The sequence below is a fragment of the Falsiroseomonas oleicola genome (assembly GCF_019029495.1).
Classification (GTDB): Bacteria; Pseudomonadota; Alphaproteobacteria; order Acetobacterales; family Acetobacteraceae; genus Falsiroseomonas; species Falsiroseomonas oleicola.
Map to the genome: position 1 here is coordinate 218,994 of NZ_JAERQM010000005.1, position 21,315 is coordinate 240,308.

Consider the following 21,315-nt stretch of genomic DNA (forward strand, 5'->3'; position numbering starts at 1 on the left):
TCTGCTTCTGGAAGGGAGCCTGCCACCATGGCGACAAAGCCGGACCTGCGTCCGAAGAATCCCCGTTTCTCCTCTGGCCCCTGTGCCAAGCGTCCCGGCTGGACGCTGGCCGCGCTGGAAGGCGCCGAGCTGGGCCGCAGCCATCGCGCCGCCGGACCGAAGGCGCGCCTCGCCGAGGTCATCACCCTGTCGAAAGCCGTGCTCGCCATGCCCGAGGGCTGGCGGCTCGGCATCGTCCCGGGCTCCGACACCGGCGCGGTCGAGATGGCGCTGTGGTCGCTGCTGGGCGCGCGGGGCGTCGAGATTCCCGCCTGGGAATCCTTCTCCGCCGACTGGGCCTCGGACGTGGTCAAGGAGCTGAAGCTGGCCGATGCGCGGGTGCTGAAGGCGCCCTATGGCAAGCTGCCGGACCTGGCTTCGCTGGATTGGAAGAAGGACGTCGTCTTCGTCTGGAACGGCACCACCAGCGGCGTCCGCGTGCCCAATGGCGACTGGATTCCGGACGATCGCGAGGGCCTGGCCATTTGCGACGCCACCAGCGCCGCCTTCGCCATGGACCTGCCCTGGAACAAGCTGGATGTGGTCACCTGGTCCTGGCAGAAGGTGCTGGGGGGCGAGGCCGCGCATGGCATGCTGGCCCTGTCGCCCCGCGCCGTCGCCCGCCTGGAATCCTACACCCCCGCCTGGCCACTGCCAAAAGTGTTCCGCCTGACCAAGGGCGGCAAGCTGGCGGAGGGCGTGTTCAAGGGCGAGACCATCAACACCCCCTCCATGCTCTGCGTCGAGGATGCGCTGGACGGGCTGCGCTGGGCCGAATCGGTGGGCGGGCTGAAGGGCCTGATCGCGCGGTCGGAAGGCAATCTGGCCGCCATCGCCGATTGGGTGGCGAAGACCCCCTGGGTGGACTTCCTGGCCGAGGATGCGGCGACGCGGTCCTGCACCTCCATCTGCCTGAAGATCGTGGCGCCCTGGTTCACGGCGCTGGACGCCGAGGGCCAGGCGGCTGCGGCGAAGAAACTGGCCTCGCTGGTCGAGAAGGAAGGCGTGGCGCTCGACGTCGCGAACTACCGCGACGCGCCGCCGGGCCTGCGTATCTGGGGTGGCGCGACGGTGGAGACCTCCGACATCGAGGTGCTGCTGCCCTGGCTCGACTGGGCCTTTGGCCAGGTTGAAGCGCAGCAGAAGGCGGCCGCGTGATGGCCGCCCCCAAGGTTCTCATCAGCGACAAGCTCTCGCCGGCGTCGATCGCCATCTTCCAGGCGCGCGGCATCGAGGTGGATTTCAAGCCCGGCCTGAAGCCCGCCGAACTGCGCGAGATCATCGGCGACTATGATGGCCTCGCGATCCGCAGCGCCACCAAGGTGACTCGCGAAATGCTGGATGCCGCGCCGCGGCTGAAGGTGGTGGGGCGCGCCGGCATCGGTGTCGACAATGTCGATGTGTCGAGCGCCACGGCGCGCGGCGTCGTCGTGATGAACACGCCCTATGGCAACGCCATCACCACGGCGGAGCACGCCATCGCGATGATGTTCGCGCTGGCCCGGCAGATCCCCGAGGCCAGCGCCAGCACCAAGGCCGGGAAGTGGGAGAAGAACCGCTTCATGGGCGTGGAGCTGTCCGGCAAGACGCTTGGCCTGGTGGGCGCGGGCAATATCGGCAGCATCGTCGCCAACCGCGCCGTCGGCCTGCACATGAAGGTTATCGCCTTCGACCCCTTCCTGTCGGAGAAGCGGGCGCTGGAGCTGGGCGTGGAGAAGGTGGACCTCGACGCCCTGGTCGCGCGCGCCGATTTTCTCACGATTCACGCGCCGATGACGGAGCAGACACGCAACATCCTCTCGCGCGAGCGCATCTTCGCCATGAAGAAGGGCGCGCGGCTGATCAACTGCGCCCGCGGCGGGTTGGTGGATGAGGCGGCGCTGTATGACGCGCTGAAGGCCGGCCATCTCGCCGGCGCCGCGCTCGACGTGTTCGAGACGGAGCCGGCGACCGACAGCCCGCTGTTCACGCTGGAAAACGTGGTCTGCACCCCGCATCTGGGTGCGGCGACGGCGGAGGCGCAGGAGAATGTGGCGCTTCAGGTGGCGGAGCAGATGAGCGACTTCCTGCTCACCGGCGCCGTTTCCAACGCCATCAACATGCCCTCCGTCACCGCGGAGGAGGCACCTCGCCTGCGGCCCTATATGGAGCTCGCGCGCCAGCTCGGCGCGCTGGCCGGCCAGCTCACCGCCGCCCAGGGCGAGGAGATCAAGGCGATCCATGTCGCCTATGAGGGCCAGGCGGCGGAGCTGAACCAGCGCCCGCTGACCGCCGCCGCGCTGGCCGGCGTGCTGACGCCGATGATGGGCGCGGTGAACATGGTCAACGCCCCCGTGGTGGCCCGCGAACGCGGCATCGAGGTGGCGGAGACGGTTCTGGAACGCAGCGGCGACTATGCCACGCTGGTGCGCGTGACGGTGGTGACGCAGGGCCTCAACCGCTCCGTCGCCGGCACGCTGGTGGGCACCGGCAAGCCGCGCCTGGTGGAGATCAAGGGCATCGCGGTGGAGGCCGATTTCGCCTCGCACATGCTGTATGTGACGAACCAGGACCGCCCCGGCTTCATCGGCCATTTCGGCACCACCCTGGCCGATGCGGGCATCAACATCGCCACCTTCCATCTGGGCCGCAACATGCCGGGTGGGGATGCGATCTGCCTGGTGGGCCTGGATGCGCCGGTGCCGGATGCGGTGCTGGCCACGGTGCGGGCGCTGCCGCTGGTCACGCGGGCGACGCCGCTGGCCTTCTGAAGGGGGCTCAGCCGGCGCGGGCGTTGCCGTCCAGCCGGCGGATTTCGCCATAGGCCGCCGCCGCGCCTTCCGAGACGCGCGGCAGCCGGGGCAGGGCGCCTAGCCGGGCCAGGGTGCCGGCGGGGCCGAGCGGAAAATCCGCGCCAGTCAGCGCCGCCTCCGCCCGCGCCGGGCGGCCCTGGTCCAGCGCGGCCGCGGCGTCACGCAGCGCGGCGATCACCGATGCGGCGGGGGCCTCCGGCGCGATGCCGATCGCCTGCCGCAGTTCCGCCACGCCGAGGCGGGTGGCGTGCAAAGCGGGGCCGGAGGCCTCGTGCCGGTAGCGCGGATCGTCCCGCAGTGCGGCGGCCACCACCTCCAACTGCACGGCGGCGCGGGCGGCCTGGGCGGGGTTGCCGGCGAGGCGGGAGGTATCGCCCAGCCACCAGGGGGCGGAGAGCGCGGCGCCGCGCACCGGGTCGCCGAAGCCCCCCAGATGCTGGGCGGCCGGATCGGCGCAGGCGGCGGCGAGCAGCAGGGGCAGGATGGCGCGGTATCGGGTCATGCCCGCCATCTTGCGCCGGGCGGCGGCGCGGGCAAGTCACCATTCGTGACGTGACCGGGACGCGCCGGCCAGGGCATGCAGAGGCCCATGACCCTACATCTTCCCGCCCTGCATCGCCGGGGCCTGATCCTTCTGGCGCCCGCCTTGCTGCCCATCGGCTGCGCCCCCGCCCAGGGCCAGGCGCTGGGCACGCCGGCGCAGATGGAGGGGCCCTACTACCCCCGCGCCATTCCCACCGACGCCGATGCCGACCTGCGTCGCGTGGCCGGGCAGGGGCGGCAGGCGGCGGGCCGGCCGCTGCTGCTGGAAGGGCAGGTGCGCAGCCTGGATGGCGCGGCGTTGCCCGGGGCGCGGATCGAGATCTGGCAGGCCGATGATGCCGGCATCTACCTGCATCCGCGCGACGGCCGACTGGCGCAGCGCGACACCGGCTTCCAGGGCTATGGCCGCGCCGTGGCCGATGCCGCCGGGCGCTACGCCTTCCGTACCATCCGCCCCGGCCGGTATCCGGGCCGCACCCCGCATATCCATCTGCGCGCCCATCCCCCGGGCGGCGGCGCGCCGCTGACCACCCAGATCTATTTCCCGGATGAGCCGCTGAACGCCCAGGATGGCCTGCTGCGCCGCGTGGCGGAGGCGCGCCGCGCTTTGCTGCTGGCACGGCTTTCCAGCACGGATGAAGGGCAGCGGGCGGAATTCGATATCGTTCTTGTCTGAGCGCCAGGGGTTGCGGAGGGGCCGCCCCCCTGCCACACACGCGCCGCCTTCACACGGCGCGAAGACCTCATGACCGACGATCCTCCGAATCCCGCCCTTCTGCCCGCAGGCCTTTCCGACGTGCTGCCGCCCGAGGCGGAGCGCGAGGCGATGCTCGTCGAGGTCCTGGCGGAGGTCTTCGCGCGCCATGGCTATGAGCGGGTGAAGCCCCCGCTGCTGGAATTCGAGGACAGCCTGCTCGCCGGTTCCGGCGCCGCCGTCGCCGAACAGACCTTCCGGCTGATGGACCCGGTCAGCCACCGGATGATGGGGCTGCGCGCGGATACCACGCCGCAGGTCGCCCGCATCGCCGCCACGCGGCTGGCCCGCGTGCCGCGCCCATTGCGGCTGAGCTATGCGGGCCAGGTGCTGCGGGTGCAGGGCACCCAGCTCGCCCCCGCGCGGCAATTGCCGCAGGCGGGCATCGAGCTGATCGGGCCGGAAAGCGCCGAGGCGGATGCGGAAGTGGCCGCCGTGGCGGCGGAGGCGCTTGCCGCCGTCGGCATCACCGAGGCCTCGCTGGACATCACTTTGCCACGCCTGGCGCCTGCGCTGCTGGATGCGGCGGATGTGCAGGGCGATGCGCGCCGCAAGCTGGCCCGGGCGCTGGACCGCAAGGATGCGGCGGCGGTCGCCGACCACGCTGCCCGCGCCGGCGGCGCCGCGCTGCTGCTGCCCGCATTGCTGGCCGCCGCCGGCCCCGCCGATGCCGCGCTCGCTGTTTTGGCAGCAGAGGCTTTGCCGCCCGCCGCGCGGCAGATCGCCGACCATGCCGCGGCGGTGGTGGAGGCGATTCGCGCCCGCGCGCCGGGACTGCGCATCACCCTCGACCCGCTGGAATTCCGCGGGCTGCAATATCACACGGGCGTCGCCTTCACGATCTTCGGCGCCGGCCGCACCGGGGAGCTGGCGCGCGGTGGCCGCTACCTGTCCGGTGAGGAGCCGGCGACGGGCATGACGCTGTACCCTGATGCGGTGCAGCGCGCCGTCGCCCCCGGGCCTGTGCGCCTGCGCGTCTTCCTGCCCGCAGGCGCCGATGCCGCCCGGGCTGCCGCCCTGCGCGCCCAGGGCCACGCCACCTTGGCGCAGCTCGCGCCCAGCGATACCGCGCAGTCCCTGCGCTGCACCCATCTGATGGACGGCAATGGCGCCCTGCGCCCCCTGCCGGAAGCAATCCAGGAGTAGTTCGACATGGCCAATGTCGCCGTGATCGGCGCCCAGTGGGGCGACGAGGGCAAGGGGAAGGTTGTCGACTGGCTCGCCAGCCGGGCCGATATCGTCGTGCGCTTCCAGGGTGGCCATAATGCCGGCCATACGCTGGTGGTGGGCAACCAGGTCTACAAGCTGTCGCTGCTGCCCTCCGGCGTGGTGCGCGGCAAGCTCGGCGTCATCGGCAATGGCGTGGTGCTGGACCCGGATGCGCTGCTGTCGGAAATCGCCCGCGTCACGGCCCAGGGCCTGTCCGTCACGCCCGAGAACCTGCGCATCGCCGAAAATGTGCCGCTGATCCTGCCGCTGCACTCGGCCATCGACAAGGCGCGGGAAGTGGCCCGCGGGGCGCATGCCATCGGCACCACCGGGCGCGGCATCGGCCCGGCCTATGAGGACAAGGTGGCGCGCCGCGCCATCCGCCTGTCCGACCTGGCGGAGCCGGAGGTGCTGTCGCACAAGCTGGATGAGCTGCTGCTGCACCACAACACCCTGCTCAAGGGCCTCGGCGCCGAGACCTTCGAGAAGCAGGACCTGCTGGACCGGCTGCTGGAACTGGCGCCGAAGCTGCTGCCCTTCGCCGAGCCGGTCTGGGAACTGCTGGACGCCGCGCATCACGAGGGCAAGCGCGTGCTGTTCGAGGGCGCGCAGGCGGTGATGCTGGATGTCGACCACGGCACCTATCCCTTCGTCACCTCCTCCAACACCGTCGCCGGCAATGCGGCGGCCGGGTCGGGCGTCGGGCCGAAGCAGATCGGCTATGTGCTCGGCATCGCCAAGGCCTACACCACCCGCGTCGGCAGCGGCCCTTTCCCGACCGAGTTGAAGGACGAGACCGGGCGGCTGCTGGGCGAAAAGGGCCATGAATTCGGCACCGTCACCGGCCGCCCGCGCCGCTGCGGCTGGTTCGATGCCTGCATGGTCCGCCAGGCGGTGAAGGTCGGCGGCATCGAGGGGCTGGTGCTGACCAAGCTCGACGTGCTGGACGGCCTGCCGGAACTGCGCATCTGCACCGGCTATACGGTGGACGGCCAGATGATGAAGCGTCTGCCGGCCTCCATCGCGGCGCAGGAAAAGGCGGTGCCGGTCTTCGAGGTGCTGCAGGGCTGGGCCGGCTCCACCCGCGGTGCCCGCAGCTACGCCGAACTGCCGGCCGAGGCGGTGAAATATGTGCGCCGGATCGAGGAGCTGGTGGAAGCGCCGGTGGTGCTGCTGTCGACCAGCCCGGACCGCGACGACACCATCATGCTGCGCGACCCTTTTGCGGGATAAGGACCCCAGCCATGAGCCAGGCCGAAGAATTCCACAACCTGGATGACGAGACGCAGGGCCTGGCCCGCGAATTGGCGCCGGGCGTCACCACCCGCATCTTTCCGGGCGAGCACGCCATGCTCTCCGTCGTCCGCATCGCCCCCAATGCCATGGGCACGATGCACGACCATCCGGAGGAGCAATGGGGCGTGCTGCTGGATGGCAGCGCCGTGCGCATCCAGGGTGGGGAGGAGATCGCCGTGAAGAAGGGCGACTTCTGGCGGACCCCGGGCGGCGTGCCGCATACCATGAAGGCCGGCCCGGAAGGCTGCCGCGTGCTGGATATCTTCGCCCCGCCGCGCGAGGCCTATCGCAAGCAGGGCAAGGGCTTCGGCTGAGACGCCGCCGGAATGAAGGCCCACCAGCCGTCATCCTCCGGCAGCATCGCCTCGGCGGCGCAGGCCCAGATGTCCCAGCTATGCTGGGCGACCTGATCCATCGCGATGAGCCACGCCAGCACGAGCAGCGCCATCAGGCCGATCAATGCGCGCGTGCTCATCGTGACGATCTCCTGCTGACCTTTCAGAATCGGTAGGTCACGCCGACCAGGCCGAAGGGCTGGGTCTTGCTTTCGGTGATCGGGCTGTCCGCCGCATCGCCCAGCAATTGCGCCACCCCCGCCGTGCCGTTCAGCGACCACCGATCGCTGAGGCTGTAGATCGCGGTGAGGCTGCCCTGGACCGAGCGGAACCCGGCCTCGGCATTGTAGGCGGCGAAGCGGGACCGGCTGGCCTGCCGGGATGTCACGCCGAACCATTGTTGCATGCTTTCCTCATCCGCCCAGCTCGCCTCGACCCGGCCGAGCAGCATCAGGCGGGGGCCGACCGGCTGGCGCATGGAGGCGCCGATGGTCAGCGTGGTGCCCTCCTGGTCGCCCAGGGCGCGCGCCGCCTCCAGCGACAGGCCGAAGCGGCCGAAATCGCCGCGCAGGAACAGTTTGGCCCGGGCCGCGCCCTCGATATCGCCCATGCCCTGAAGCCGCGCCGCCACGTCCTGGTCGCGGCCCGGCGCATAGCCGATGGAGCCGCCGATGGAGAAGGGACCCTGGCGGAAGGCGACCACGCCCAGCCCGTCGCGCGGATTGAGGAAGACGGTATCGAGCAGCGGCAGAGCGGGGCGGTAGGCGAGATCGACCAGCGGGAAGGGCGAGACCTGGGTCGTCTCGCTGCCCGGATAGGCCGGGCCGACGGCCGCGCCGGCCCCCAGCCGCAGCGACCAGCCACCGGCGGCAAGCGGCGCCGGCTGGGCCTGGGCCGCCAGGGGCAGGGCGGTCGCGGCCCCCGCCAGGATCAGGGTGGCCAAGGTGCGGGATGTCTGGCGAAGGCGGCGTGTTTCAGGCGTCATGCAGGCGATCCTTGGTGGCGTTCCGGGCGAGTCCCGGAATGAGCCTCCTTCTACCGCCGCTGGATTGCGGCAAGCTGGCACGGTCGCGGCCCCGGCGCGTCAGCTTCCGGCAACCTGGCCGTGGAATGCTGGCGCCGCCGGTCATCCCGGCCCGATCCCATGCCTAGAACCGAGAGGCCCATGCGTATCCTGCTGGTGGAAGACGAGGTCGAATTGGCAGGGGCGCTGCGCGTGGCGCTGGCGCGGCGCGGCTTCGTCGTCGACTGGGTGCCCGACCTGGAACAGGCGTGGGAGGCGGTGCGGGAGCCGGGGCTGCGCGCCGTGCTGCTGGACCGTGGCCTGCCCGATGGCGACGGGCTGCGGTTGCTGCCCGTGCTGCGCCGGCTGGCCGATCCGCCGCCGGTCATCGTGCTGACCGCCCGGGGGCAGACCACCGATCGGGTGGAGGGGCTGGATGCCGGGGCCGAGGACTACCTCGCCAAGCCCTTCGAGCTGGACGAACTGCTCGCCCGGCTGCGCGTGGTGATGCGCCGCCGTTCCGGCGCGGCGCCGGAGCCGCTGGTGCTGGGCGCGCTCAGCTTCGACCTGGTACATCGCGAGGCGCGCGTGGCGGAGGTGCCGCTGCATCTGCCGCGCCGCGAGCTGGCGGTGCTGGAATTGCTGCTGCGCCGCGCCGGGCGCGTGGTGCTGCGCGAGACGATCGAGAGCGCGGTCTTCGGCCTGGACGATGCGCCGGTCTCGAACACGCTGGATTCCCATGTCTCGCGGCTGCGCCGGCGGCTGGCCGAGAGCCAGGCGCGGGTGGGCATCCATCCCGTGCGCGGCGTCGGCTACATGGCGCGCGCCGAATGAAGCGCTGTGCCGACCGGCCGCCATCCCTCGCGCGGCGCATGACCATCGGGCTCATCAGCTTCCATTCGGTTGGAATTCTGCTGTTGCTGCTGTCCCAGCCACTGGTCTTCGCCAGCCCCGGATCGCTGCGCGAGTGGTTCGCGACGGAACAGGCCACGAGGTTGCTCGCGGAATCGCTGCGCCGCGACGCGCGGGGCGTGCTGGTCTTCGCGCCGACGCTCGCCATGGAAGCCTATATGCAGGCCACGCCCGAATTCTGGTTCGGGGCATCGGACGGAACCGCCCGTGTGCTCGGCGGCAGAGGCTTGCCGCCCGTCGGCCTGTGGCCGGGTGAGGGCGGTACGCTGGGGGCGCGGGCGGAGCTGCCGGTCGGCGTTGCCATCGACATCTGGACCGAAGGCCGTCGCGTGGGGGCGTTGATCGGGGGGCAACGCGGCAGCCTCTCCGCCGGCATCTGGGCCTGGGTCACAGAATGGCTCGGGTACTGGCTGAAGGCGGTTGCGGTCATCTCGGTCTGCACCAGCCTGGTGACCTGGTGGCTGGTCGGCTTCCTGCTGCGCCCGATCCGCGCCGCCGCCGCGGCCGCCAGCCGGCTTGTGCCGGGCCAGCACCAGGTGCTGCTGCCGGTGGCGGGCGTGCCCGGTGAAATCCTGCCTTTGGTCACCGCCGCCAATGCCGCCTTCGACCGGTTGGAGAAGGAGCATGAGCGCCAGCGCCGCTTCATTGCCAATGCCGCGCATGAACTGCGCACGCCGATCGCCATCCTGTCCCTGCGGCTCGATGAACTGCCCGAGGGCGCGACGCGCCAGCGGCTGCGGCTCGACCTCCGGCGCCTCGCCCTGCTGGCCGACCAGTTGCTGGACCTGGAGCGGATGCAGCACGCCCAGGCCGAGGTCGGCGCGGTGGCCGTCCAGCCGGTGGAGATGGTGGGGCTGGCCCGCGAGGTGGTGGCGGAAATCGTGCCGCTCGCACTCGATTCCGGCAGCGACATCGCCTTCCACAGCGCCGTCCCGCGCTGGGTCATCCAGGGCGATCCGCCGTCGCTGCGCAGCGTGTTGCTGAACCTGCTGGGCAATGCCCTGGCCCATGGCGGACCCGGCGTGCAGGTGGAATTGCGGATCGGGGTCGATGGCGTGCTGGAGGTCGCCGACCATGGCAAGGGCGTGCCGGCGGAGGCGCGGGAGCGGGTGTTCGAGGCCTTCCAGCGGGCCGGCGGCGGCACGGGGGCAGGGCTTGGCCTGTACATCGTGCGCGAGGTGCTGCGCGCCCATGGCGCGAGCATCGAGCTGCGGGATGGGAATCCGGGTGCCGTCTTCCGGCTTCGGTTTCCCCCGGTCCAGGGGCAGGTCGAAGGCGCGATGGGTTGAGACCGGTTCCAGGCGCCATCGCCTGCATTCCGGGCAGGGCGGCCGGCGGCCTGATCGCCTTGCCGGCAGCGGCCTCGCCGGGCCGCCCGCTTCCGCGTGAAAGCCGGGTGCCGGAGAGGCGCGTCGCATGTCTATCCTGTGGGGAAGCCTGAAGGACACGACGCCATGTTCCGACGCCATCTCCTCGCCACCCTGCCCCTGCTCGCCGCGCCCACCATCCTGCGCGCCCAGCCCGCCTGGCCGGACCGGCCGGTGCGCATCCTGGTGCCCTTCGCCCCGGGCGGGAACACCGATGGGCTGGCGCGGCTGACGGCGGAGATGCTGCAGGCCGAGATTCCCGGCGGCAGCTTCGTGGTGGAGAACCGCACCGGCGCCGGCGGGTTGATCGCGGCGGAGGCGATGGTGCGCGCCCCGGCCGATGGCCATACCTTGATGATGGTGGCGGTGGCCGTGCTGGCGGTGGCGCCGGTGGCGATGGCCCAGGCGCCGCGCTTCGATCCGGTGGCGGATGTGACGCCGATCGTGAACCTCGGCACCAACCCCTTCGTGCTGATGGCCCATCGCAGCGTGGAGGCCACCGACCTGCCCGGGCTGATCGCCTGGATGCGGGCGCGGTCGGGCAACTTCCCCTATGCCTCCGGCGGCGTCGGCAGCTTCCAGCACCTGTCGATGGCGCTGCTGCTGCAACGCATCGGCGTGCAGGCGGAACATGTGCCCTATCGCGGCGGCGCGCCCGCCCTGGCCGATCTGATCGCCGGCAACGCGCCGGTGATGTTCGCCAATCTGTCGGAGGCCGTGCCGCATGCCCGGAACCCGGCGGTGCGGCTGTTCGGCGTCTCCAGCACCGGCCGCGCCGCCGCCCTGCCCGAGGTGCCGGCGATCGCGGAGGTGGTGCCTGATTTCGAGACGATCACCTGGAACGGGCTGATGGGGCCGAAGGGCATGCCGCCGGCGGTGGTCGCGCGCATCCACGGCATCGTTGCGGCGGCCCTGCAGAAGCCCGCCGTGCAGGCCCGCATGGCGCAGATCGGCGCCGATCCGCTGGGCGAGGGGCCGGAGCCCTTCGCCGCCCGGCTGCGCGCCGATGTGGCGCGCTGGGGGGAGGTGGTGCGGAGCGCCGGGATCCGCTTCCAGTAGAAGGGTTCAGCGTGCCACTGCCGTCAGGCCCAGCCGCCGCGCCGTCTCGGCGGGGCCGGCGGCGGTCAGGCCCTCCAGCTCGCCGAAGCTGATCGGCTCGGCCGGACGCAGGCTGAATTCCAGCTCCCGCGGCTGGCGGATGAAGCTGGCGATCGCCTGGCGCACCGGCAGGAAGGGGTCGGCGGCCGGCGCGGCGGGGGCGGCGGCCGGGGCGCCCTTGCGGGCCGGGGCCGGGCGGCCGGGCGGCGGTGCGCCGGGGACCGGCATGGCGAGCGCCGCCTGGGCCATCTGTTCCCGCAGCCGCTCCTCCGGCATGCGCTGCTGGCGAGCCTGCTGGGCGATGGCACGGCCGAGCAGCCCCTGGTCGCGCAGGCTCAGCGACAGGCTGCGCAGCCGCGCCTGCATCAACCGGGCCATATAGGCGTCGTTGTCGCGGGCCTCGCCCGGGGTCGGCAGCGGCATGCCGATCAGGTCGGCGCGCAGCGTGAGGGTCACCGCCTGGTCCCAGGCGATGCGGAAGGGGTCGATATCCATCGCCCCATCGGCGCGCCGCACCGTGCCGCGCAATTCCAGCCCGCCGCCAAGGTCGCGGTAGCCCGCCTGGTCCAGCCAGGGGGCGGCGCCGGGCGGCAGGCTGACGCGCAGCCCCTGCAGGGCCATGCCGGTGCTGGCCAGCCCGCTCTGGTCCATGGAGGCCTCCACCAGCATCCGGCCGAGGCTGAACACCTGCTGGCCGCCGGCCTCCGCCGCCATGCCTTCCAGCACGATGCTCTGCGGTGTGCCGACCACCGGGTCCGGCACCTGCTTGTCGTCCATCACCGCGGCGATGGTGGTGGCGATGTCGATGCCCTGGGCGGCGATGCGGCCGATGCGCAGGTCGCCGGCGCCGAGCTGGCCGAAGGGCGCGGCCAGCCGCACGCCTTCCAGCGCCACATCCGTGGTGCGGCCCGGCACCCAGTCCCGCACCGCGAATCGGCCGATGGCGAGGTCCACCTGCTTCTCCGGATCGCGCAGGGTGGCGCCTTCCAGGGTCAGGTTCTGCACGGAGAACTGGCGCGGATCGGGCATCGAGCCATCCAGCGGCGGCAGCACCATGGATTGCACGGCGACGCGGCCGAGGCGGAAGCTGGTGCCGCCCTTCCCGTCGTCGCGGAAGTCCACGCCTTCCAGCGTCGCGGCGCCCAGCACGCCCGGCCCATAGCCCTCCGCCGAAGCACGGCCGACGGAGAGGTTGCCGTTCTTGCCGGTGCCGCGCAGCGACTCCAGCTCCATGGTGCCGAGCTCGAAGGTCTCCAGCGCGAAGGGCTCGCCGGGGGCGGGCAGCGCCATGCCACCCAGCACCAGGCGGGCCAGCTCGAAGCGGTCATCCTCCGTGCCGATATTGGTCAGCAGCACCACGGAGCGGGCCTCCGCCCGGCCCAGCCGCCGTTCCGTGACGTCCTGCACCAGCAATTCGGTGACCGACAGCCGCTCCCGCGCCGAGGTGATGGTCAGGTCGCCGAGCCGGGCGCGGCCCGTCACCGGGTCCACCTGGCGCATGCCCACGGCGAGCTGCGCATCGGCGCCGAAGCTGCCGCGCAGCCTTTCCAGCGCGGCGTCGAGCTGCCGCTCCGCCTCCGCCTGCGCCAGGGCGCCCACGCCGAGCAGGGCGATGGCGCCGGTGACGGCGGTGCTGAAGACGAAGGTCGCAAGACGGCGGCGCATGGCGGGCTCCCGTGATCTGGTTGGGGCCAGCCTATCCAGGAAGCGGGGTGCCGGTCCAATGCGGCCTATAGCGCCGGGTTTCGCGCCTGTTTCACGGGATGGCGGCGGCGGCGCGGACTCCCTCGATCATGCTGGTCTTCAGCAGATGCGCCCGCGCCTTGGCCGGGTCGGCAGCCGTCGCGCGGAGCTCATCCAGCCGTGCCAGGCGTGCGGCAGGGTCCTTCTCCTCCAGCGTCTTCTTGTTCGCGATGGTCATGGCCTGCAGGAAGGCCTCCGCCACCTTGCGGCGCTGGCGGTCGTAGCGGTCCAGCAGATCGTCATCGCCGCCCGCCAGAACGGCGGCGATTCGCTCCGCGGCGAGGATGGCGTCATGCACGCCGAAATTCATGCCCATGCCGCCGAGCGGATTGTTCACATGCGCCGCATCGCCGGCCAGCAGCACGCGACCCTTGCGGAAGTTCGCGGCGACGCGCTGGTGCACGGCATAGAGGTTTGTGTGCACCACCTCATAGCCTTCCGGGTCGGGGATCAGCGTGGCCAGGCGCCGGGCCGCGGCGACGCGGTCCAGCAGCTCGGCCTCCGGCGCTTCCGGATCGGTCGGGAAGACGATTCGCCACAGGCCCGGCGGCGCCTTGCCCGGCACCTTGAACAGCGCGCACCAGGTGACGGGGTCCGAGACGTAGGAAGAAATGGCATAGCCCTTCGCCGCCATGTCCCGCGGCGTGGTCACCACCAGGAAGCGCTCGGGATAGGTGAAGCCCTCGAAGGCGATGCTCTGGCTTTTCCGCACCACGCTGCGCCCGCCATCGGCGCCGAGCAGATAGGCGGCGCGGTGGAGGTCGCCCTCCGAGGTCGTCACGGTGACGCCATCGGCATCCTGCGCCGCATCGGCGACGGTCACACCCCACAGGACCTCGGCATGCGCGAAGGCCTCCAGGTGCCGCAGCAGGATGCGGCACAGCTTGTGCTGTTCGCATTGCAGCCGGAAGGGGAAGGGGGTGGCATCGGCCAGGATCGAGAGGTCGAATTCCGCGACCACCCCTTCCTCCCGCCCGCGAAACTGCCAGACCGGCGCCCGGATACCCTCCGCCAGCAGGTCGGCCGTGACGCCCGATTCGAAAAGCATCTCCATCGTCGGGGGGTGGATGGTGGCGGCGCGCGGGTCCTCGAAGGGTTCCGTATGGCGTTCCAGCACGCGCACGGCGATGCCGGCGCGGGCCAGCATCAGCGCCGCCGTCAGCCCCGCGGGGCCGGCGCCGGCGACCAGGACCTGCGGATCGGCCATGCGGATCAATGCTCCGCCAGCAGGCGGCCATGGCCGGGGATGCGATCCTCGATGCCGGTGGCGCGCATCGCATGCCAGGCGAGCACGGCATTGATCGCCAGCACCGGCTTGCCGAACCAGCGTTCCCCTTCCGCCGCCACATCGACGCCGACGAGGTTGGTGCCGACCTGCACCAGCGCCTCCACCCCCGGCGCATCCAGCTCCCGCAGGCTGTCGCGGATGGCCTGTGGCTGCACCTGGGCGATTTCGCGCGGGGAGGGGCATTTCAGGCCCTTCAGCGCCACCACCTCGAACCCCGCCTCGACGAACCAGGCGCGCACCATCTCATCGCCGCGCGGCTGGTGCGGGGTGAGGATGGCGATGCGGCGGGCGCCGAAGGCGCGCAGCGCGGCGGCGGTGGCGAAGCTGCCCATGCTGACGCCGACGCCGGCCTTGGCCTCCAGCTCCGCCGTCAGCTTCTCCGACGCCGCGAGGCCGCCCCAGAAGGCTTCCAGCGCCACGCCCATCACCAGGTGGTCCGGCGCGCAGGTCATCACCTGCTCGATGGCGGCGCCGAGCCCGTCGCGCATCGCCTGCACATGTTCCAGGAAGGCCTGTTCGCTGGTCAGCGGCCGTTCCTTGATGGAGACGCGGGCGAGGTGGAAGGTCACGCCGGCGGGGCGCAGCACATCCATCTCCGGCTGCACGATGGTGTTGGTGGAGGGCACCACGACACCGATCTTCTTCCGCCAGCCCAGAGCATCCGCCATGCGAGGAATCTCCCAATTGTCCGGACAGGTTAGAGAGGGTCCGGGCGATCGGGAAGCCTGCGTCAATGTTGTATGGGCGGTTCCGGCGGACGCACCGAGAGGCGGTCGATGCGCAGGCCGCGGCGTTCCATCACCCGCAGCGTGAAGCCCTCGACGGTGATCTCGGCGCCGACCTTGGGAATGCCCCGATGGCGCGCCACGGCCAGGCCGCCGATGGTCGCGGCCTCATCCTCCGGCAGTTCCCAGCCCAGCTCGCGGTTGATGTCGCGCACGCGGACATCGCCGCGCACCTCCACCTGCCCCTCCTGCGCCAGGTCGCCGAGGATGGCCTCGCCGCGCTCCGCGATCTGGCCGACCACCACTTCCATGATGTCCTCCAGCGTCACGATGCCCTTCAGCGAGCCGTATTCGTCGAGCACCATGGCCATCTTGATCGGCGCCTTGCGGAAATCCTGAAGCTGTTCCCGCAGCGGGCGGCTTTCGATGACCAGCGTGGCCGGATGGGCCACGGCGCGCAGGTCCATCCGCGCCCGGTCATCGCCCGCCGCATGCAGGGCGCGCAGCACGTCGCGGGCATGCACCACGCCCAGGATTTCCTCGCCCGCCCCCAGCAGCGGAAAGCGGCTGTGGCCCGAGGCCAGTACCTTGGCCAGAAGCTGCTCCGGCGGTTCGGCCGCATTCAGGCTGGTGACGCGGGAACGGTGGGTCATCACGTCGCGCATGACCATGTCATCCAGCGCCAGCACGCCGCGCAGCATGCTGCGTTCCTGGCGCGCGGCGAGGTCGGCGGAGCCCTGGTGGCCCATGCCATGCAGGTCGATCGCGCCGAGCAATTCGTCTTCCGTGATGCCCGGCTTCTCGACCTCCGGCGGGCGGCCGCCGAAGACGCGCAGGGTGAAGCGGACCAGCAGGTTCACCACATCGGCGACCGGCCCCAGCAGCCGCATGGTGCCGGACAGCACGGGCACGACGCGCAAGGCCGCCGTGTCCGGGCTGCGCAGGGCGAGGGTCTTCGGCAGGACCTCGGAGAACACCACCAGCAGGGCGGTCATGACGAGGGAGGCATAGGCGACGCCGCCTTCCCCGAACCAGGAAATCAGCAGGGCGGAGGCCAGCGCCGTGGCTGTGGTATTGACCAGGTTGTTGCCGACCAGGATGGCGGCGACCACGCGGTCCTTGCGCTCGCTCAGCCGGCCGAGTGTCACCGCCTTGCGGTCGCCTTCCTTGGCGCGGCGGGTGACGAAGGCGCGGCTGGCAGCGGTGAAGGCGGTTTCGGTCCCGGAGAACAGCGCAGAGGCGCAGAGCAGGGCCAGGATGATGCCAAGCATCAACAGGCTGGTGCCATCCATCGCGCGTCGTCTCTCCGTATTGCCGGCCGGGATCGGCCGTTTGGGGAAGCTAGCACAGGTAAGCCGAATCGCGCAGGGCGGTGCTTGCGGCGGGGCCGGGCTGGCGTGAATGTTGCTTTGCAATCGCGTGCCGCCGGAGCGTTCCGGGGCCAGGGGACTCGCACAAGATGGACCTCGCCTACCTCGCCGAATGGGCGAACCTGCTGATCCGCTGGCTGCACCTGATCACCGGCATCGCCTGGATCGGCACCAGCTTCTATTTCATCGGCCTGGACAACCAGCTCGACGCCCCGCGGGACGGCAACCCCCTGGTGAAGGGGGAGCAGTGGTCGATCCATGGCGGCGGCTTCTACCACAAGCAGAAATACCTGAACGCGCCGGCCAGCCTGCCGGAGCGGCTGCACTGGTTCAAATGGGAGGCCTACTGGACCTGGATCAGCGGGTTCTCGCTGTTCATGCTGATCTACTGGGGCCAGGCCAGTACCTATCTGGTCGATCCGGCGGTGATGGACCTGGCGCCGGGTGTGGCGGTGGCAATCTCGGCCACGATGCTGGTGGCGGGGTGGGTGGTCTATGACCTCGCCTGCCGCTCGAAATGGGGGGAGAACGAGGCGCTGCTCTCGGCCTTCGGGGTGGGGCTGCTGGTGGTCGCCGCCTTCGTCGCCTGCCATGTGTTTTCCGGCCGCGGCGCCTTTCTCCAGATCGGGGCGATGACCGGGACGATCATGGTGGCGAATGTCGCCATGGTCATCATTCCGGGGCAGCGGAAGATGGTCGCCGCGATGCAGGCGGGGCAGGTGCCGGATGCGAAATACGGCCGCTGGGGCAAGCAGCGCAGCGTCCACAACACCTATCTGACCCTGCCGGTGCTGTTCCTGATGATCAGCCCGCATTACCCGATGACCTGGGGCGCGCAATGGAACTGGGTGGTGCTGCTGGCCATCACCCTGGCGGGCGCGCTGGTGCGGCAGTTCTTCGTGCTGCGGCAATTCGGCCGCAACCCGGTGGCGCTGCCCATCGCGGCGGTGGCGGTGATCGGGCTGATGGCCTTCGCCCTGATGCCCGCGCGCGGCCCGGCGGGCGGGGAAGCGCCGGCCTTCGCCGAGGTGCAGGCCATCACCGCCGCGCGCTGCGCGAGCTGCCACGCGGCGCAGCCGACCCAGGAGGGTTTTGTCGAGGCGCCGAAGGGCGTGCGGCTGGATGAAGCCGGGCAGATCCGCCGCTGGGCGCAATCCATCCGCCAGCAGGTGGCGACGGAGGCCATGCCGCCCGGCAACCTGACGGAGATCACGGCGGAGGAGCGGGCGAAGCTGATCGCCTGGGTCGCCGCCGGGGCGCCGCGCGAATGAAGGCCTCCGCCCTGACCACCCATATCCTCGACACCGCCACCGGCCGCCCCGCCCAGGGCGTGATGGTGGAACTGTTCCGGATCGGGGCGGGCGGCCCGGTGAAGGTCACGCAGGCCGTGACCAACGCCGATGGCCGCACCGATGCGCCGCTGCTGAATGCCGAAAGCTTCGTCGCCGGGCGCTACGAACTGCGCTTCCATATCGGCGCGCATTTCGGCGGGGCGGGTTTTCTCGACGTCGTGCCGATCGTGGTGACGCTGCGGGAAGGGCAGGGGCACTACCACGTGCCGCTGCTCTGCTCGCCCTGGTCCTATTCCACCTATCGCGGCAGTTGACCGCCGCCCGTCTTGCCCGCCGCCGCCGCAGAGGCCAGTTTCGCCGCTTCTGACAGGGATGAGACGCAAATGGGCATCAAGGTCGCGGTCATCGGCGCGGGCACCATGGGGCATGCGCTGGCCCTGGTCTTCGCCCTGGGCGGGCATGAGGTGCGGCTGACCGACAGCAGCATGGCCACCCTCGACAAGGCCGGCGGGCTGATGGAGACGGCGCTGGAGACGCTGGTGGTGGCCGGCGAGGCACCGCGGGAGGCCGATGCCGACTGGCTGCACCACGCCGTCACGCGCCTGCCGGTGCTGGCCGAGGCGGTGGAGGAGGCGGACCTCATCCTGGAAGCCATCATCGAACAGCCGGACGCCAAGCGCGCGCTGTTCGAGGAGCTGGACCGGCTGGCGCCGGAGGCCGCGATCATCGCCAGCAATACCAGCTACCTCGACCCCTTCCCGCTGATCCCGGAACGGCGCCAGGCGCGGGCCGTCATCATGCACTGGTACACGCCGCCCTATCTGGTCGATCTGGTGGACATCGTCGGCGGCCCGGCCTGCGACCCGGCGGTGGTGCAGTTCGCCGCCGATTTCTGCCGCGCCATGGGCAAGCGCCCGGTGGTGATGCGCAAGTTCATCCCCGGCTACATCGCCAACCGCGTGCAATCCGCCATCGGGCTGGAAGTCCAGAAGCTGCTGGATGAGGGGATCGCGACGGCCGAGGAGATCGACACCGCGATCATCGAGGGCATCTCGCTGCGCCTGCCGATCCTGGGCGTGCTGGCCAAGGCGGATTTCACCGGCCTCGCCTTCACTCAGACCAGCCTGCGCAACCGCATGTACGAACCGCCGCCGGTGCGCGGGAAATGCGAGGCGGTGGATGCGATGGTGGCGCAGGGCCGCACCGGCGTGATGGCCGGCGCCGGCTTCTACGACTGGCCGGGCGAGACGGCGGATGTGCTGGAGGACCGGGACCGCCGGCTGCTCGCGCTGAAACGCGCGCTGCGGCAGATCGGCACGCTGGCGGGGCAGGGGCGGGACAAGGGAGAGGGCGCATGATCACCTATGATTTGCGGGGCAAGGCGGCGCTGGTGACCGGCGGCGCCTCCGGCATCGGGCTGGCCACCGCGACGCTGCTGGCGCGCAGCGGCTGCGATGTGGCGGTGAATTTTCTCGAAGGCGATGCGCGCGGGCCGGCTTCCGTCGCCGCGCTGCAGGCGGAGACCAATGCGCGCATCCTGGCCGCGCCGGGCAATGTCGGCGATGCGGCGGATGCGGAGCGGATGGTGCGACAGGCGGCCGCCGATCTCGGGCGGCTCGACTACCTGGTGAACAATGCCGGCACGCCCGGCACGCCGACCGCCATCGCGCCCCATGAATTCGACCGGCTGACGGAGGAGCTCTGGGACGCGGTGCTCGAGGTGAACCTTCGTGGCGTCTTCCGCTGCGCCAAGGCGGCCGGGCCGGCGCTGCGGGCGGCGGGGGGTGCCATGGTCAACATCGCCTCCATCGCCGGCATCAACTCCGCCGGCTCCTCCATGGCCTACGGCGCGACAAAGGCCGGCGTGATTTCATTGACGAAGAACCTGGCGCGCGGGCTGGCGCCGGAGGTGCGGGTGAACGCCGTGGCGCCGGGCGCGGTGGACAGCACCTGGATGATCGAATGGACCGAGGAACAGCGCCGTTCCTCGATCGAGGGCGCGCTGCTGAAGCGCCGCTGCACGCCGGAGGATCTGGCGGAGGTCATCGTCTTCCTGCTGGCCGGCGCCGCCATGGTCACGGGCCAGACGGTGGTGGTGGATGGCGGGCTGACGACCTGAGTCGCGACCTCGTGAAGCGGGTCGGCTTGATATACTAAACTAAATGGTTCAGTGATGGGTGGCACTCAATGGAGGCCACCCATGCCACGGATGATCTTCGTCAACCTGCCGGTCACCGACCTGCCGCGCGCCGTCGCCTTTCACGAGAAGGTCGGCGCCAGCAAAAACCCGCAATTCAGCGACGACACCGCCGCCTGCATGGTCTTCTCCGAGACCATCCACGCCATGCTGCTGACCCATGACAAGTTCCGGCAGTTCACCAGCAAGCCCATTGTCGATGCCCACAAGGCCTGCGAGGTGCTGATCTGCCTGTCCGCCGACAGCCGGGCGGAGGTGGATGACCTGGTGCGCCGCGCCGCCGCCGCCGGCGGTGACGCAGATCCGCTGCCGGTGCAGGATCACGGCTTCATGTATGGCCGCAGCTACCAGGACCCGGACGGCCATATCTGGGAAGTGATGTGGATGGACATGGAAGCCGCCACCGAAGCGATGGGGAAGGGCGCATGACCGGCATGACCCTGTGCCTGTGGTTCGACGGCCAGGCGGAGGCGGCGGCGAACCTCTACACCGCCATCTTCCGCGAGGGCGGCAAGCCGGCGGAGCTCGCCGGCCGCATGCGCCCGGCGCCGGAAGCGCCGGTGCTGACGGTGGAGTTCAGCCTGGATGGCCAGCGCTTCCTCGGCCTCAATGGCGGGCCGCATTACCGGCCGACGCCAGCCACGTCGCTGATCGTCGATTGCGCCGACCAGGCGCAGATCGACCATTTCTGGACCCGCCTTTCCGAAGGCGGCGCGACCAACCAATGCGGCTGGCTGACCGACCGCTACGGCTTTTCCTGGCAGATCGTGCCGGCTGAACTCGCCAGCATGATGCGCGACGCGGATGCGGCCCGGCGCGGCCGCGTGATGCAGGCGATGATGGGCATGACGAAGCTCGACCTCGCCGCGCTGCGCGCCGCGCGCGACGCCGCTCAATAGACCGCCGCGATGCACTCGATCTCCAGCAGGAATTCGGGAACCGGCAGCGCGGCGACGACGCAGGTGGTGCGGGCCGGCAGGGCGTCGGCGGGGAAGGCCTCGGCATAGAGGCGGTTCATCTCCGCCACGTCGCCTGCCCGCGTCAGCAGCACATTCGCCTTCAGGATGTTGCGCATGTCGCTGCCACCTTCCTCCAGCGCGCGTTGCAGATGGCCGAGGACGATGGCGAATTGCGCCGCGAAATCATCCTTCGGCACGCCATCCGGCCCCATCGGCCCGATGCCGGAGACGTAGAGCGTCGGGCCGTGCCGGACGGAGATGGCGAAGGGTGGCCAGGCGCGGCCGGTGGCGGGCGGCATGAAGCGGCTGATCTCGGGCATGGCGACGGCTCTCCTGGCTGGACGGGGCCAGGAAGCGCGTTCCAACATGCCCTGGCAACAGCCCGAGGTCACA

23 protein-coding genes are annotated in these 21,315 nt (G+C 70.9%); 15 read left to right on the forward strand and 8 right to left on the reverse strand.

The window, feature by feature from the left end:
- The first annotated feature begins 27 nt into the window (after positions 1 to 27).
- Positions 28 to 1,197 (forward strand): phosphoserine transaminase, encoded by a 1,170-nt coding sequence (locus tag JJQ90_RS17685; RefSeq protein WP_216877569.1) that lies wholly within the window; start codon positions 28 to 30, stop codon positions 1,195 to 1,197.
- Positions 1,197 to 2,789 carry a phosphoglycerate dehydrogenase gene (gene serA, locus JJQ90_RS17690; RefSeq protein WP_216877570.1) on the forward strand — a complete coding sequence of 531 codons (1,593 nt, stop codon included), beginning with the start codon at positions 1,197 to 1,199 and terminating at the stop codon, positions 2,787 to 2,789. The genes JJQ90_RS17685 and serA overlap by 1 nt, the downstream gene beginning before the upstream one ends.
- A gap of 7 nt (positions 2,790 to 2,796) precedes the next feature.
- Here serA and JJQ90_RS17695 read toward each other — a convergent pair whose 3' ends face one another.
- Complete coding sequence (locus JJQ90_RS17695; RefSeq protein WP_216877571.1) at positions 2,797 to 3,333, reverse strand: hypothetical protein; 537 nt, start codon at positions 3,331 to 3,333, stop codon at positions 2,797 to 2,799.
- 87 nt (positions 3,334 to 3,420) lie between these two features.
- On the opposite strand from JJQ90_RS17695, the gene JJQ90_RS17700 reads away from it, so the two are divergent.
- The 4 genes from JJQ90_RS17700 (at position 3,421) to JJQ90_RS17715 (ending at position 6,947) form a co-directional block, all read left to right on the forward strand.
- Positions 3,421 to 4,050 (forward strand): dioxygenase family protein, encoded by a 630-nt coding sequence (locus JJQ90_RS17700; RefSeq protein ID WP_230410773.1) that lies wholly within the window; start codon positions 3,421 to 3,423, stop codon positions 4,048 to 4,050.
- Positions 4,051 to 4,119: 69 nt separating this feature from the next.
- On the forward strand, positions 4,120 to 5,274 hold the full coding sequence (locus JJQ90_RS17705; RefSeq protein WP_216877573.1) for an ATP phosphoribosyltransferase regulatory subunit: 1,155 nt from the start codon (positions 4,120 to 4,122) through the stop codon (positions 5,272 to 5,274).
- Between the two features lie 6 nt (positions 5,275 to 5,280).
- Positions 5,281 to 6,570 (forward strand): adenylosuccinate synthase, encoded by a 1,290-nt coding sequence (locus JJQ90_RS17710; RefSeq protein ID WP_216877574.1) that lies wholly within the window; start codon positions 5,281 to 5,283, stop codon positions 6,568 to 6,570.
- 11 nt (positions 6,571 to 6,581) lie between these two features.
- Positions 6,582 to 6,947, forward strand: coding sequence for a cupin domain-containing protein (locus JJQ90_RS17715; protein WP_216877575.1), 366 nt, complete (start codon positions 6,582 to 6,584; stop codon positions 6,945 to 6,947).
- Here JJQ90_RS17715 and JJQ90_RS17720 read toward each other — a convergent pair.
- Positions 6,917 to 7,108 carry a hypothetical protein gene (locus JJQ90_RS17720; RefSeq protein WP_216877576.1) on the reverse strand — a complete coding sequence of 64 codons (192 nt, stop codon included), beginning with the start codon at positions 7,106 to 7,108 and terminating at the stop codon, positions 6,917 to 6,919. The two genes, JJQ90_RS17715 and JJQ90_RS17720, sit on opposite strands and share 31 nt — an antisense overlap.
- 23 nt (positions 7,109 to 7,131) lie before the next feature.
- Positions 7,132 to 7,953, reverse strand: a complete 822-nt coding sequence (locus JJQ90_RS17725) for a MipA/OmpV family protein (protein ID WP_216877577.1) — start codon at positions 7,951 to 7,953, stop codon at positions 7,132 to 7,134.
- Between the two features lie 180 nt (positions 7,954 to 8,133).
- Here JJQ90_RS17725 and JJQ90_RS17730 point away from each other — a divergent pair, with 180 nt between their 5' ends.
- From JJQ90_RS17730 to JJQ90_RS17740, 3 genes are all read left to right on the forward strand, one after another.
- Positions 8,134 to 8,805, forward strand: a complete 672-nt coding sequence (locus JJQ90_RS17730; RefSeq protein WP_216877578.1) for a response regulator transcription factor — start codon at positions 8,134 to 8,136, stop codon at positions 8,803 to 8,805.
- Positions 8,802 to 10,172: a sensor histidine kinase gene (locus JJQ90_RS17735; RefSeq protein WP_216877579.1), complete on the forward strand. Its 1,371-nt coding sequence runs from the start codon at positions 8,802 to 8,804 to the stop codon at positions 10,170 to 10,172. Before JJQ90_RS17730 ends, JJQ90_RS17735 begins: the two co-directional genes overlap by 4 nt.
- A gap of 165 nt (positions 10,173 to 10,337) precedes the next feature.
- A complete protein-coding gene (locus tag JJQ90_RS17740) occupies positions 10,338 to 11,309 on the forward strand; it encodes a Bug family tripartite tricarboxylate transporter substrate binding protein (RefSeq protein ID WP_216877580.1) in 972 nt (323 codons plus the stop codon).
- Positions 11,310 to 11,315: 6 nt separating this feature from the next.
- Here JJQ90_RS17740 and JJQ90_RS17745 read toward each other — a convergent pair whose 3' ends face one another.
- The 4 genes from JJQ90_RS17745 to JJQ90_RS17760 all read right to left on the reverse strand — a co-directional run bounded on the left by JJQ90_RS17745 (position 11,316) and on the right by JJQ90_RS17760 (position 16,396).
- Complete coding sequence (locus JJQ90_RS17745) at positions 11,316 to 13,013, reverse strand: hypothetical protein (RefSeq protein WP_216877581.1); 1,698 nt, start codon at positions 13,011 to 13,013, stop codon at positions 11,316 to 11,318.
- 91 nt (positions 13,014 to 13,104) lie between these two features.
- Positions 13,105 to 14,298, reverse strand: a complete 1,194-nt coding sequence (locus JJQ90_RS17750; RefSeq protein ID WP_216877582.1) for an FAD-dependent oxidoreductase — start codon at positions 14,296 to 14,298, stop codon at positions 13,105 to 13,107.
- A 5-nt stretch (positions 14,299 to 14,303) separates the two neighbouring features.
- The gene (locus JJQ90_RS17755; protein WP_216877583.1) at positions 14,304 to 15,047 is read right to left on the reverse strand and encodes a maleate cis-trans isomerase family protein; all 744 of its coding nucleotides are present in this window, start codon (positions 15,045 to 15,047) and stop codon (positions 14,304 to 14,306) included.
- A gap of 62 nt (positions 15,048 to 15,109) precedes the next feature.
- Entirely contained in the window at positions 15,110 to 16,396 is a 1,287-nt protein-coding gene (locus JJQ90_RS17760; RefSeq protein WP_216877584.1) for an HlyC/CorC family transporter, read from the reverse strand.
- A gap of 167 nt (positions 16,397 to 16,563) precedes the next feature.
- Between JJQ90_RS17760 and JJQ90_RS17765 the strand changes: the two genes are divergently transcribed.
- The 6 genes from JJQ90_RS17765 (at position 16,564) to JJQ90_RS17790 (ending at position 20,862) form a co-directional block, all read left to right on the forward strand.
- Complete coding sequence (locus JJQ90_RS17765; protein ID WP_216877585.1) at positions 16,564 to 17,745, forward strand: urate hydroxylase PuuD; 1,182 nt, start codon at positions 16,564 to 16,566, stop codon at positions 17,743 to 17,745.
- The gene (gene uraH, locus JJQ90_RS17770) at positions 17,742 to 18,080 is read left to right on the forward strand and encodes a hydroxyisourate hydrolase (protein ID WP_216877586.1); all 339 of its coding nucleotides are present in this window, start codon (positions 17,742 to 17,744) and stop codon (positions 18,078 to 18,080) included. Before JJQ90_RS17765 ends, uraH begins: the two co-directional genes overlap by 4 nt.
- Positions 18,081 to 18,149: 69 nt before the next feature.
- The gene (locus tag JJQ90_RS17775) at positions 18,150 to 19,124 is read left to right on the forward strand and encodes a 3-hydroxyacyl-CoA dehydrogenase family protein (protein WP_230410774.1); all 975 of its coding nucleotides are present in this window, start codon (positions 18,150 to 18,152) and stop codon (positions 19,122 to 19,124) included.
- Positions 19,121 to 19,885, forward strand: coding sequence for an SDR family NAD(P)-dependent oxidoreductase (locus tag JJQ90_RS17780; protein WP_216877587.1), 765 nt, complete (start codon positions 19,121 to 19,123; stop codon positions 19,883 to 19,885). Before JJQ90_RS17775 ends, JJQ90_RS17780 begins: the two co-directional genes overlap by 4 nt.
- Positions 19,886 to 19,966: 81 nt before the next feature.
- Entirely contained in the window at positions 19,967 to 20,392 is a 426-nt protein-coding gene (locus tag JJQ90_RS17785) for a VOC family protein (RefSeq protein WP_216877588.1), read from the forward strand.
- Entirely contained in the window at positions 20,389 to 20,862 is a 474-nt protein-coding gene (locus JJQ90_RS17790; RefSeq protein ID WP_216877589.1) for a VOC family protein, read from the forward strand. The genes JJQ90_RS17785 and JJQ90_RS17790 overlap by 4 nt, the downstream gene beginning before the upstream one ends.
- Here JJQ90_RS17790 and JJQ90_RS17795 read toward each other — a convergent pair.
- A complete protein-coding gene (locus JJQ90_RS17795) occupies positions 20,856 to 21,242 on the reverse strand; it encodes a RidA family protein (RefSeq protein ID WP_216877590.1) in 387 nt (128 codons plus the stop codon). The genes JJQ90_RS17790 and JJQ90_RS17795 overlap by 7 nt on opposite strands.
- Between the last annotated feature and the right edge of the window lie 73 nt (positions 21,243 to 21,315).